This window comes from Vibrio sp. 1401, assembly GCF_033340295.1.
The window spans coordinates 56,970-70,131 of the sequence record NZ_JAWOWF010000026.1; the positions used below are offsets into that span (position 1 = coordinate 56,970).

General features: G+C 43.0%; 10 protein-coding genes and 3 pseudogenes. 3 read left to right on the forward strand and 10 right to left on the reverse strand.

What is annotated here, in order from left to right:
- Window positions 1–16: 16 nt before the first annotated feature.
- The 3 genes and pseudogenes from R7Z77_RS14345 to R7Z77_RS28915 all read right to left on the reverse strand — a co-directional run.
- Window positions 17–895, reverse strand: a complete 879-nt coding sequence (locus tag R7Z77_RS14345; RefSeq protein ID WP_213967621.1) for a DMT family transporter — start codon at window positions 893–895, stop codon at window positions 17–19.
- Between the two features lie 391 nt (window positions 896–1,286).
- Complete coding sequence (locus tag R7Z77_RS28910) at window positions 1,287–1,823, reverse strand: methyl-accepting chemotaxis protein (protein ID WP_411913201.1); 537 nt, start codon at window positions 1,821–1,823, stop codon at window positions 1,287–1,289.
- A pseudogene (locus R7Z77_RS28915) lies at window positions 1,821–2,600 on the reverse strand (PAS domain-containing protein); the annotation flags it as partial. The gene R7Z77_RS28910 and the pseudogene R7Z77_RS28915, both read right to left, overlap by 3 nt.
- Window positions 2,601–3,455: 855 nt before the next feature.
- Between R7Z77_RS28915 and R7Z77_RS14360 the strand changes: the two are divergent.
- A complete protein-coding gene (locus R7Z77_RS14360) occupies window positions 3,456–3,815 on the forward strand; it encodes a phosphate-starvation-inducible PsiE family protein (protein ID WP_169674288.1) in 360 nt (119 codons plus the stop codon).
- A gap of 419 nt (window positions 3,816–4,234) precedes the next feature.
- On the opposite strand, the gene R7Z77_RS14365 is transcribed toward R7Z77_RS14360, so the two are convergent.
- Together R7Z77_RS14365 and R7Z77_RS14370 are read right to left on the reverse strand one after the other, a co-directional pair.
- Window positions 4,235–4,843: a MarC family protein gene (locus tag R7Z77_RS14365; protein ID WP_017635732.1), complete on the reverse strand. Its 609-nt coding sequence runs from the start codon at window positions 4,841–4,843 to the stop codon at window positions 4,235–4,237.
- 280 nt (window positions 4,844–5,123) lie between these two features.
- Window positions 5,124–5,549 carry a TraR/DksA C4-type zinc finger protein gene (locus R7Z77_RS14370; RefSeq protein WP_205391121.1) on the reverse strand — a complete coding sequence of 142 codons (426 nt, stop codon included), beginning with the start codon at window positions 5,547–5,549 and terminating at the stop codon, window positions 5,124–5,126.
- 190 nt (window positions 5,550–5,739) lie between these two features.
- Here R7Z77_RS14370 and zigA point away from each other — a divergent pair, with 190 nt between their 5' ends.
- Window positions 5,740–6,939 carry a zinc metallochaperone GTPase ZigA gene (gene zigA, locus R7Z77_RS14375; RefSeq protein WP_033906943.1) on the forward strand — a complete coding sequence of 400 codons (1,200 nt, stop codon included), beginning with the start codon at window positions 5,740–5,742 and terminating at the stop codon, window positions 6,937–6,939.
- A 144-nt stretch (window positions 6,940–7,083) separates the two neighbouring features.
- Here zigA and R7Z77_RS14380 read toward each other — a convergent pair whose 3' ends face one another.
- Together R7Z77_RS14380 and R7Z77_RS14390 are read right to left on the reverse strand one after the other, a co-directional pair.
- Entirely contained in the window at window positions 7,084–8,298 is a 1,215-nt protein-coding gene (locus tag R7Z77_RS14380; RefSeq protein WP_213967619.1) for a CobW family GTP-binding protein, read from the reverse strand.
- Window positions 8,299–8,821: 523 nt separating this feature from the next.
- A complete protein-coding gene (locus tag R7Z77_RS14390) occupies window positions 8,822–10,081 on the reverse strand; it encodes a peptidoglycan DD-metalloendopeptidase family protein (protein WP_213967618.1) in 1,260 nt (419 codons plus the stop codon).
- A gap of 147 nt (window positions 10,082–10,228) precedes the next feature.
- Between R7Z77_RS14390 and R7Z77_RS14395 the strand changes: the two genes are divergently transcribed.
- The gene (locus R7Z77_RS14395; RefSeq protein ID WP_053303731.1) at window positions 10,229–11,101 is read left to right on the forward strand and encodes an aspartoacylase; all 873 of its coding nucleotides are present in this window, start codon (window positions 10,229–10,231) and stop codon (window positions 11,099–11,101) included.
- A gap of 207 nt (window positions 11,102–11,308) precedes the next feature.
- On the opposite strand, the pseudogene R7Z77_RS14400 reads toward R7Z77_RS14395, so the two are convergent.
- From R7Z77_RS14400 to R7Z77_RS14410, 3 genes and pseudogenes are all read right to left on the reverse strand, one after another.
- A pseudogene (locus tag R7Z77_RS14400) lies at window positions 11,309–12,321 on the reverse strand (CobW family GTP-binding protein).
- Complete coding sequence (locus R7Z77_RS14405; protein ID WP_017821071.1) at window positions 12,311–12,871, reverse strand: carbonate dehydratase; 561 nt, start codon at window positions 12,869–12,871, stop codon at window positions 12,311–12,313. The pseudogene R7Z77_RS14400 and the gene R7Z77_RS14405 overlap by 11 nt, the downstream one beginning before the upstream one ends.
- A gap of 44 nt (window positions 12,872–12,915) precedes the next feature.
- Window positions 12,916–13,092: pseudogene (locus R7Z77_RS14410) on the reverse strand (dihydroorotase); the annotation flags it as partial.
- Between the last annotated feature and the right edge of the window lie 70 nt (window positions 13,093–13,162).

Sequence of the window (13,162 nt, forward strand, 5' to 3'; positions counted from 1 at the left end):
CCCAAGTTAATTTGCTCTACTTTCGAGTAGGGAAGCGAAACCGCCCGCCAGTACGATAAATAATTAGAGAAAATAAGATAAGCACACAACCTACTAGTTTATTTGCCGTTAGCACTTCGCCATACCACAGCACGCTCAGAATAACCGTCCAAACTGGTTCTAATATCATAATTAGAGCAGCGTTACCTGCCTGAACAAATTTTTGCCCCATGGTTTGCATTACGTAACGCAAGCTCGTCGCTAATAAGGTACTCAACGCAAACCACCACCAAATAGAGGAGTTCACCTCAGCCGGGAAAGATTCCATAAAAAATGAAACCAACAAACCTAAGCAACCTGCTGAAAAAAGTTGCACGCAAGTAAGCAGCAGCACAGGTAGTTTTTGAGAGTATTTGCTGTTCACATTAAAATGAAGCGCCAAAACCAGTGCTGCACCAAGAAACCACAATTGACTGGCCGATTGTTTCCAGCCACCAACTAAAGAAAGACAAGCAAGACCTAATACAGCGATAGGCAAAGAAAGCCAGAAAATTCGTTGTGGTCGTTGACGAAACATAACCCATGCAACAATCGGCACAAACAGCATGGAAAGGCTCATGATAAATGCGCCTTCCCCAAGAGTATCACTGATAGAAATAGCGTAAATCCATGTCATAACGGCACTGCCTAACAGGAGCCCGACACCACCAGCAGAAAGCACATCTTTTAAGTTTGCTTTCAGCAAAGGTCGGTAACATAGAGGCAGTAAGCAGAGCGAAGCGATAGTAAATCGCGCCCCAATAAAGCCAAAAGGTGGTAAACCCTGTATTGTTTCCTTAGAGAATATCCAGCCAAGTGCAGCGATCATCGTCGTCGCAACCAGAATAACCGTCGCTTTGCGTTCTGAGTTAAACATAAGTACTCACAAAATATGGAACACACAATAGCGCAGCAAGAGAGTTTTACTGCGCTATTGTGTAAATTTGAAAGGGGTTTGTGTCGAGCGAAAAAGTGAAAGCCCGATCCTCTCCTGTATTGTTGTCACGCAGATTGAAGTTCTGCTGCTAGATACATTAAATGCAGGCAAAGTCTTAAGGCAAGCCTTTTCGCATACTAAATTACTTTAGCATTCTATACAGCAAGCAAACTGGCTAAAACCTGTACCGGGTGTCGAACTACCTCCCCTTCAAAACGCTTAACTTGACTGCGGCAGGAGTAGTATTGCGACTTCAGCGCTCCTCAATACAGGTTGAATAAGGCGAATTGCTTTTTACCCATCGCCCCTACAATGAAAACTTATTGATTAACTACAACGAGCGGTTAAATTGCTCCACGGCCTCTACAACACGGCTAGCGCCATCTTGTATTTCATTCATCACATTGCCTGCTTTTTCAGAGAGCTCTAGCGTATCTAGTGCTTCTTTTTGGCATTTAGCGATCAGCTTAACTGCGTTATCTGTTCGCTGTAGGTTTTCACTGACCATTGTGACAATTTCATCGGTGGTTGCATTGGTTCTTGTAGCAAGCTGTCTGACTTCATCAGCAACAACGGCAAAACCTCTACCATGCTCACCCGCACGAGCCGCTTCTATCGCCGCATTTAACGCCAATAAGTTAGTTTGGTCAGCGATACCACTGATGCTATTTACCAACTCGCTAATAAGCGATGAGTGCGCTTTAAGCTCGTCAATCGCGGTGTTCGCTTGCTGCATTTGCTCGGAAAGTATCTGCATCTTTTCTAACGTTGAGCCTATAACCTCTTGCCCTTGCAGGGTTTGTGTTCCAGTTTCTTGCGAGATTTCATTCGCCAATTGCGCAGCCTGGGCCATTTTCTGTTCCTGCATCACCTGCTGGGTAATATCTGTCGCGAACTTAACGACCTTGTAGAGCTCTCCTCTGTCGTTATGGATAGGGTTATATGAAGCCTCTAGCCACACCTCTTCACCATAACGGTTAACTCGTTTGAATCGCTCTGATGAAAATTGCCCTTTTGCTAAACGTTGCCAAAACTCACGGTAAGCTTGAGAGCTCGACTCTTCCTGATCACAAAACATGCGATGATGCTTCCCTAGAATCTGATCAAGCGTATAACCCATTGTGTTTAGGAAATTATCGTTGGCTTTTAAAACATGGCCATCTAATGTGAACTCAATCACCGCCATAGAACGACTTAATGCATTTAGCATGTCCTCTTGCTCACGAGATGATTTGATCGTTCGCGTAAGTTCAGAAGCAAAAACAAAAAAGCTTTCTACTTCTCTGCGCTCATTTAAAACAGGCTGGATAATCGTTCTTAACCAGGCTTCCTCACCATTACCTTTCTGTACTTGCAATGCCCCATTCCAGAACACTTTATCTTGGACGGCTTTCTTCATTCGATGAAAGTGGTCTGTATTGCGCGAATTTGACGGTACCAATTCAGTAATTGATTTCGTTAAGATCTCATCATCATGTAAGAAAAGTTCTTGCTGTAGTTTGGTATTTGCAGAAGTAATGAGGCCTTTACTATCCAATGTTAAGCGGATCATCTCTTCATCTAAACTGGTTTGGATTTGCTGCAGGATTTGCAACTCCTGCTTTAATCGTTGATTTTCTTGTTGAAGCGACTTATTAAAAAACATGACTTTCTCTCATTTGACCGACCTTCGGATTAGTCAAAGGTTTATTATTTGTATACCGAATAAACTGCAAGCGGCAAAATCGTTTGGTTGCATATTCAAACGCGATTTCTATTTCTTATCAAAGGACCCCGCAGGGAATACGGCGATTTTTTCTCCAGTGTAACCTAAGCGCAGTATACTGAAATTTCTTCAGCACCCAAGTTGTTTATATATTTATCAATATTAAAGCTCTTTATCGCCAATTTGAGGTTTGTATTTGTGGATATACTTATATGGAGAAGTGGTGTGTTCAGATCAATAAGCCTTTTCATTTAAAAAAAGGGCCTTGACTTAGTTCCAATAATTTTCGCCGTTTTACCGCTTTTCCACCCGACTTTTGAGCGATTACCCACTCCTTATTCGCTTGTATTTCTATTAACAACGCACGGAGGAACCAGCAACAAGCGCATCGATTTGCCCAGTATCAATACGTTGTGGTATCCGCTCATTCAGTTTGCCGTGAAGGTGATGAATCACCACCTCACCAGTCGACTCGTCACGATCAGAAATGAGGCAATGAGGTAATGAGGTAATGAGGTAATGAGGTAATAACGCATGACACCAGAGATTACATTATGTGTCCAACATTGTGCCCACTCCTAAGTTTCATAACTTCCTTCCCTCGGACGCTTCTATCTCTCACCACAGCAACTATGCTTTAAACGACATGTATTCAATTGTCTAGCTTCAACATATGAAGGTTAAGTGAACATAAACAAGCGAAGGAAACAGGGCCATGGAAGTCGATAAAAATGATAAGTTAACAAAAAATTACAGATCGTGATTCATTGGTCTGTAAGAGTATTGTCGATAGTTATGTTGTTTGTAATCGTCATGGGTGTGATAGATGTTGCATGGACGATATATCAAAAACTTATCACGCCACCTAAACTCATTCTGACGATTTCAGATATGCTAGCCACTTTTGGTGCTTTTATGGCCGTTTTAATTGCTATTGAAATTTTCATCAATATAACTATTTACCTGAGAGAAAATGTTATTCATGTAAAAATCGTCATGGCCACCGCGCTGATGGCAATCTCCCGAAAGGTCATTATTATAGACTTTGAAACCTTGTCTCCAATGTACCTGATTGGAATTGCGGCTGTAGTTCTTAGTATGAGTCTTGGTTACTGGCTGATCCATAAACTGCCCAATAAGAGCCATACTGAATAAACTTCTCAGCCTCCCGAATTTTCAGATACTCTCAAGGCATGAAAAAGTCTTGTCTTGGCACGTTGGAAGCTAATAAATTCCTCCATGCTAGGCTCTATATACTGCTAGACTACAAGATTATAGAGTAGTGCCTAGGCGGAGAAATTATCGATATTATTTTCTAGCAGCTAATCTTTGAGTATTGGCACAGCTCAATGGGGCAAGTGTTGCTCCAGTTCCCCATCTGATTTATACCCTCAACATCTATGCATTTTACTTTCAACTTTTCCGTGGTCCTCTTAAACAAGGTCGTCACGAGTAGCCTGAAGGATTACATCCGGCTAGAAGTAACAGCCAGAAAAGTGATTGTCAGGTGGTCGGTCATCTCGCCGTAAAATTAGCTCTTAACGTATACCTTCAGCTCAGTTTGCGAAACAGCCTTAAAGGTCAAAGTAACTTTCAATCCCATTCAGAGTGTTGGTCGTGGCCACAGCGGCTAATATCAACCCCATGATCCGACTTACAGCGCTAGCTCCTGTATTCCCAATAATCCTGTGTATGCCGCTGGCCATTAATAGCAAGATATAAACAACCAATAGTACCAGCAGCATCATAGCCACGGTCTGGACTTGCTCCCAAATATTAAACCGCACGTTCTCTGTGAGTAAAACGGCGGCTAATATTGCGCCAGGGCTAGCAATTGATGGAATGGCTAGAGGAAAAACTGCTGTATCATGATGACTATTGAGCGTTCTGATTTCTTCTGCTGGTTTACTCTCACCAAATATCATAGTCAAAGCAAACAAGAACAATACGATACCGCCCGAGATTTGAAACGCAGACAAGGGAATACGCATTGCTGTAAGTATGATTTCACCAGCAACAACAAAAAACAGTAGGATAGCAGCGGAGAATAGAGTCGCAAACAGAGCGACCTTACGCTTTGCCACTTCTTCATAGCTTTTTGTGGCTGCGATAAAAACGGGCACAGTACCTATGGGATCGATGACAGCAAAGAAAAAGATAAAAGTTGCCACAAAGTCAATCATGCTACTTTCTCCAGTACTAATTTAGCTTTAAGGATAGAAGATCAGCTTGAAGTAGCAGAGAAAATGTTTGACGCTAACATAGCGAGAGCTCATTCAGAAAAACAAAAATGGTGCGTTATTTACAATACAGAACTTACTTCTATCCTATCGATAACTATTAATATCTCAAAGGTAATGACTACCATACCTAACGGTAGTCGCCATCGCTTTAGACTTCTCAGAGAACATCAAAAAAAACAAGTGAACGAGAAGAATATCGACGTCATAAGATAGTGAGGCTTTAGTGTTTATACCAGTGCTCTTTTGACTCCATTTGGGCTTTCACTTCTGCACTATATTCAGCGGTAGGTCGTGCCAATAACCTTGGAATGCCGATAGGTTCTCCGGACTCTAAACAATAGCCATACTCCCCTGTGCGCAAGCGAGCCAACGATTGTTGAATCTTAGGTAACAACTTTTGCTCTCTATCTATGATTCTTAATGCGATTGCAGATTGCTCCTCACTGGACGCCCTATCGCTTTCGTCACTGAATTCCATTGGCGCAATCATCTCTTCTTTCGCGCGTTCAATATGCGCTAACGTCGATTCATAACGCTCAAATAATCGGTTTTCAAAAAATGCGAGCTGAGCTTCATTCATATAATCCGCCTCGGGCGCTGCAAGAATTTCTTCTTCTGTCATGACATGCTTTTTCTCTTCGTTCATAGAACCTCCACACCGAGATAAGAGTTCGCTCTCTAAATTCCGTACATCTGAATCTGTATAACTTAACGACGAATGAATGCACCAACAAGGTGCAGCACTCGACACAGTCACAAACTGCTTGATGCCAGAGTTAAGATCACCGACTATATTAATTGTTATATTATAACATTACACTATAAAGAGCATGAGCATGAACACCCAGAAACTCCCTGTTACGGTTTTGTCCGGCTTTCTAGGCGCAGGAAAAACAACCGTTTTAAGTCATATTCTTAACAATAGACAAGGCAGAAAAGTCGCGGTCATCGTCAACGACATGAGCGAAGTCAACATCGATGCAGCGACCGTTCAGAATGAAGTTTCTCTCAACCACAGTGAAGAAAAGTTGGTTGAAATGAGTAACGGTTGCATCTGTTGTACCCTGCGTGAAGATCTGCTTGAAGAAGTCACTAAACTCGCGCAAGAAGGCAGATTCGATTACTTAGTTATCGAGTCCACTGGCATCGCCGAGCCACTTCCCGTTGCAGAGACTTTTACGTTTGCTGATGAAAACGGGCTATCACTTTCAGACGTTGCACGTTTAGACACCATGGTTACGGTGGTTGATGCGATTAACTTTCTGCGTGATTACGATGAAGCTAAGTTCTTAACAGAGACAGCCGAATCATTAGGTGAAGACGATGAACGCAGCGTTGCTGACTTACTCGTTGATCAAGTAGAGTTCGCTGACGTTATCTTGATAAGTAAAACCGACCTTGCTGAGAAATCAGAAATCGAAAGGCTTCTTGCGATTCTTAAAACTCTTAATACATCGGCCACTATTCTTCCTATCTCGAATGGTGAAGTAGAACTTGATGCGGTACTCGACACACAAAGCTTCAGTTTTGAAAAGGCACAACAAGCCCCAGGTTGGTTGAAGGAAATGCGAGGCGAGCACATACCGGAAACCGAAGAATACGGCATTTCTAGCTTTGCCTATCATGCGAGACGCCCTTTCCATCCAGAGAAGTTTTACGACTTCCTCCACAATGCGAAAGATTACGGCAAACTAATTCGTTCCAAGGGTTATTTTTGGCTAGCAACCAGACCAGAGTTTGTCGGTCAATGGAGCCAAGCGGGAGGCATCGCACGTTATGGTGTTGCGGGTATGTTTTGGAAAGCGATTCCGAAGGAGGAATGGCCGACGGATCAAGATTACCTCGATGCTATAAACGACATTTGGCAAGAACCATACGGCGATATGCGACAAGAATTGGTGTTTATTGGTCAGGGATTAGAGCAAGAGAAGTTGATTGCTCGTCTCAACGAATGCTTGTTAACAGAAGTTGAGATGGAGCAAGGGCTCGACTATTGGTTATCTCTGGAAGACCCTTTCCCTGAATGGGAACAGTAAACGACTGAGATACAAAAAGCCTCCCACCATTCGGGAGGCTTTCTCGTTACACAGAGCCAATTTTGGTATACCGAGCCAATTCAGTAAGTCCGTTCTCGAAACAACCCGAGCAAACATGCAGCGAGGGAATCCTCACCAGTGCATTCAAAGCGTCTTCTTCTGACTCAACTTAGCTATTTTCTTTGGCCAAGGATCTTCAAATGTTGCCCCTTGTTGCCATTGCTCCAGTTCCGCATCCGTTAAAAAGCAGTTTTCCAGCGCATCAATAAACACATCGATTTCGTTTTCTTGCCCAATCACCGTTAAGCGACAACGACGATCACCAAAGCGGCTTTCAACACTGTCTATCTTATCTTGCAGGATTTGACGATGCTCTTCAGTGAAGTTTTGCGATTCGTCATTGATTACCGAAGCACGCCAAAAGCCTGTAATTTCAAGCCCCACGTTGCCGTTTGCTTGACTCCAAAGCAGTGAAACATCGTCTCGAGTTGGGAACCAAAAGAACCCTTTACTACGGAACACACCTTTAGTTAAATACTGATGGCAGGTATTCCACAAACGCGCAGGATGAAAAGGCCGATCGTCTTTGATCACTTTGGCGACAAGGCTTTGTTCGTCTTTATCAGAGAGATTCAACGGCTCATTCACCGTCTCACGAAGTTCTGCGATTAGCTGCTCAACAAGGAAGAAATTGTAGTCTTGCTCACCTTTCGACATGCGGATATCCAAGTTTCCCCATGACGTTTTGATTATCTCGGTGTAAACATTAAGCGGGTGAATCGCCTGTGCGATGTTGCGAACGGTATTGTCGTCCACTTTGTCCGTCTTGGTGAGCATGATACGGTTTGAGAACATGATTTGCTCTACCAACAAGTTTTCAACGCCGCGAACACCCTGCTGCACGTTCTCCTGCCACTTAGGGATTAAGGCAGAACCTTGTCGATAGTCATCTCGCAACCAAGTCGCATCCACCAACGTAATTACGTCTTTGAGTGCGAATTGTGCGTTACTTTTGAAGTACTCGACCAAAGGTAAAGGATGACTACTGCCCGACGTTTCAATCACAACCCATTCTGGCGATTTTTCTGCGCAGAGCTTTTTAAGGGCTTTATCGAGCTGCTTTACACCACTCAGGCTGCTGATGCTGTCTCCACTGATCGTAACAAAGTTGCCCTGCTCTTCACTCACCGCATCGGTATTTAAGATAAGCACGCCATCGACGTCTAACTCACTCATGTCATTAACAATAACGGACAGATCAATACCAGAAGAATCGGCTTGTTGAAGAATGTTGCGTAAAAACGTGGTTTTCCCGGACCCGAGAAACCCATGCAAAATGGTGACTGGAATTGATGGCATACTTTTGACCTACAAACTCTGGATGAACGCATGTTATAACATAACAACTTAGTGAGTTATAGAAGGAATCCAATTGCTGTCTTAGACGCAAAACTTAAGAATCGGTAAAGATCACAGGGGCTGATTTCTCAGAACTCTCCTTCGTTTCTCATCACGTTTCATCACAAGCAAAGGTCTGACTATTGATAAAAATAATAAGTGGTTACAAAACGACCATTGCTTTGTTTATAAAATTGGAGAAAGATGACAATACAGCGATTTATAGGAGGTGGTGTTATGACTTTAGTTCTTACCGTTCTTATTTTCCTAAGTTGTATTGCGATGCTCGCAATTGGTGTGATGTTTTCACGTAGGCCGATCAAAGGCGGAGGTTGTTGCAAAGCGTCCGATGTTGCGGATGTGGACGCACGTAAAAGAAAAAATCGCAGTCATTATTCTTCTAGGAACACATATTGAGACTCACCTATTGCTCCAACCTCACAACACAAAATAGCATAACTGAGCCCTAACAAATTGTCGGGACTCAGTTTTTCGTTTCTACTAGATAATCAAACTCTGATACTCGCGCCAAAAATGAAGGTTTCTGGATGTTAGGAAGCGACTTCGCGATAGGTAAGTCGGCTTTCATTGCATCAACCGGACGATTACGAACTAAAACTTCAAAATGTAAATGTGGTCCGGTTGAACGACCAGTTTTCCCAGAGAGGGCTATTTTTTGCCCACGCTTTATAACTTGACCTTTTTTAACCAAGATTTTATTCAAGTGTAGGTAACGAGTTTTGTACACACTGTTATGTTCAATCACTAAATAATTACCGGCATAAGGGTGCTTGCGGACCGCAATTACTTTTCCATCCCCAGTAGAATAAACTGGCGCACCGATTGGTGTCGCGAAATCCGTTCCGTTATGCGGGGTGACTCTTCCCGTCACTGGGTGTTTACGCTTAGGGTTAAACCCAGAGGTGATTCGGCGGTATGCCCTATCGACAGGATAACGGTTAAACGCTCGCTCCAAACTGTTACCAGCTCTATCATAGAACCGTCCATCCTCGGCTAGAAATGCAGCGACTTCGCCCTTCGCTAAGTTAAAAGAAATAGCCTTAATCTCACTATTGCCAGTTTTGTGTTCACCTAAATATTGCTGTTTCACTAATATATCGAAACGGTCACCGGCTCTAAGAGATCGCGCAAAATCAATCTTATCTTTCATCACCTGCGTAATATTTGCGACGTGGCCTGATGCCAATCCTACTCGATGTGCCGAGACTGAAAAACTCCCTTTGATTTCTCCCGAAAATAAGGTTTCACGCCATTCCCCTGAAATTTCCTGAAATTCGTAAGAGAAGGAGCCATCGTTTTCTCTAGTGTAGATAGCCTTCTCTACAAGGCTCATATGATAAATTAGTCGACTCAATTGCCCCATGTCATCCATCACTAATTCAAGCTCTTCTCCGGGCTTAATCATATCTAGCTGGAGGTGATCAAGATCAACTGAGAGAATTTGCTGCAAAATACCGTAAGGGAGACCCAATTGAGCGAAGATACCACTGAGCGTATCTCCCACTTTAACTATATAGTGTATTTGTTTAGGTTTAGGCAACGGAGTCAAACTGACATCTGAGGGAACCACTATCTTTGATGATGGAGGTGGTGACGAATCACTGCTTTGATTCAGTTGAACGCTGTGACTATCTTGATTTGGCTCATCCTCTGTAGGTAGAAGCAAAGCGACCGAAAAACAAAACACAGCAACGATTAAAGCAATAAATTTAAACTGACTCATGAGAAACTAAGTAACAATAATAACGATTGTTATGTTATAACATATCTAAGATTGCTTTTACTCAGTTTAGTAAACGTTTATTCAGTTCACTGGATTGGCTAAGAGAAGACCAGTCATTCAACCCATTCTCTTTGAGAAGGATCAATAATGAACACATTCAATTCAGCACTGATCGTTGCAGGAACACACGGAAACGAACTTTCTGGTATTTATTTACATAAACTAATCAAAGAAAAACGTTACTCTGTCAATAGATCAACCTTTTCAGCCTGCTCGATCATCGCAAACTCCGAAGCAGTAAAACACAACGTCCGATACATCGATACAGACTTAAATCGCGAGTTCTCAGCAATGAATAGCAATCATTGTCCTGATTTGCATGAAAGCAAGATTGCACATCAATTTATCGAGAAATATGCAAACCAAGAAAAACTGTTGATTGTTGACCTGCACAATACAACAAGCAATATGGGAGCGACGTTGATTTTGCTTTCTAACGATGTGTTTTATCGGAAACTGGGCGCGTACGTCAAACAACGAATGCCATCAGCACATATCCTTTTCGAAGAGCGAAAGGAATGGCAAGAGCAACCTTACCTTTGTACTGCTGGGCAATATGGAATAATGATTGAGGTCGGGGCGCAAGCACATGGTGCGCTAGAGTACAGTACGTTGGAGTTGATGAAACAGATGCTTACCGCAGTATTGGACTATGTTGAAAAGCACAACCTCAACCAAATAGGCTTACTGAGCGATTATGAGGCGTTTTTTTACACCGAAGAAATCAGGGTTCCACTTGATCAAGAGGGTATGCGGCAAGCACTAGTACACCCTACTATTTGTGGCAGAGATTTTGAGGCGGTCAAACCAGGAGCACCTTTATTAGCGACTTTCGCTGGTTATGATATCCATTGGAATGGCAAAGGGGAAATTTACCCGCACTTTATCAATGAGAGCGCCTACAGTACCGCAAATATAGCAATGGCCCTCGCTAAAAAAAGACGTGTTTCTTCCGTGTAACTTAAAGCAAGTAATTAGGCCACGTGTAACGTGGATACCTCACCCCATGAATAAAACTGTGCCTGAACCGCATAGGCAGAAAATACGGGTACTAACCCCACCCTAATACGGCAGCATAAGTGCCCTAAGCGCAGCTTTAAAAGAAACCCCACTAGAATTTTAAGGAGGTAAGACATTATGGTTAAAAGGAGAGTTTTCTCTTTTCTATCATGATGCCTTCTCCAAACATCGAAATAATCTATCTTCAAATTGGTCATCTAGACCGGAAGAGATCAGTTCTAGGCGGCTTTCTGAACACTCGTCTAGTTCAAACTCTGTGAGTCCATCTGATGTTAGATTGTAACCAAAAATACCGCTTCCCGTGATAAAAACCGCTTTCATTCGTTCGACCTTGAGGTCGAGCAGCAATAATCTCAGCTTTTGATGATCGAACACGTTTTCAGCGGATATACGCCAACCGATACTGTAGAAACCTTCCCCCTGATTGGTTGCTTTTAGAATGCCACTCTCAGGCATAGGCAACTCAGGAACAAGTGACTTTTTCTCTCTTTCACGATAAAGAACAGAGGGCGTTTTTTGCACGTCAATACGAGTCGCTCCCTCACATTCATGAAAAGGGATAGCGCCATGTTCAGCGAAAATCACTTTTGTTTCCCGCAGACCGAGCTTTGCTATATAAGCCGTCAGCTTTTGCTCATCTTCATCTTGATAGAGATCGCGCTTATTACCTACCACTGTATCTGCGATAGTGATTTGCTGGTTAAACGTTTCATGCTCAGTGTACTTAGGATCCGATAGTTTACGTGCATCGACTAAAGTAATGTTTTTTTGCAAAGCGAGAATTTGACGATAATACTCGGTCGATAGCACTTGCAGTACTTCTTTAGGATGACCAAGGCCTGTAGGCTCAATCAACAATCGATCTGGCCTTGCTTCAGACAATAATTGATTTAAGGCGATTTGCATCGGAAGACCTGCTGCACAGCACATACATCCCCCGGGGACCTCTCGAATAAACACTTGGTCTTGTTGTTTTTTTGGCCTTGTAACAAGCTGCCATCAATACCAACTTCGCCAAATTCATTGACCAATACAGCCCAACGTTCATGACTCGGTTTATGGGTCAATAAGTGCATTATTGCCGATGTTTTCCCCACCCCGAGAAAGCCAGTGATGATGTTAGTCGGCACTCGCGAAATCAGTGGCTTATTAAAGTTCATTGGCAATTCTCCGGTAGCCTTGGACTAGTTCATGGTTGGCAGAAACGACGGATTCGGAAAAAGCTGAATATTCTGGCGGCACTTTAGAGATACTCTCTAAATCAAAACCGACACCAATATTGGTCATCGGTGGTACATGGAAATAAGCGGGTAAATCGAGGCCATCGACGACACAGTTATGACGAATAACACACCTCTCACCGATGACGCTATTGAACACGACGGAGTTGAAGCCAATGAAAACATCATCACAAACCTGGCAAGGACCATGAATAATCGAACGATGAGCAATGGATGAGCGCTCACCAATGGTCACCGCAGCCCCTGCCTTAGAGTGAATTACGACACCATCTTGGATATTGGTGTCACGTTTGATGACGATAGCTTCCATGTCTCCATGGTTATTAACTTCGTCAGCTCGAATAACAGCATAGGGTCCAATAAAAACGTTATCCTCAATAATGACTTTGCCACAGATAATAGCGGTTGGATCGATAAAGGCTGTTGAGGACACCTGTGGCATATGGCCCGTTGGGTTTCTTCTTAACATAATGCTTCCAGTTTGTTTATGGCTCTTTCTTTGCGGTCAGCGACTTAACGATTGAAGGATAAACGCATCGCTCCAGCTGGTTTATCGATGACTTTGTTATTGGCATAAACTAGCGCGCCATTAACCCAAGTCTTTTGAATTTGAGCTGAAAATTCATGTCCAGCAAAAGGCGACCAACCACAGTGATATAAACTGTTTTCGTTGCTAACTCGTGTTGGGGTGTGCGACGTGAAGTCGTATGAAGCGCTGTTCACCGCTTAATGTGTGAACCATCTGTATCACCAGATGAAC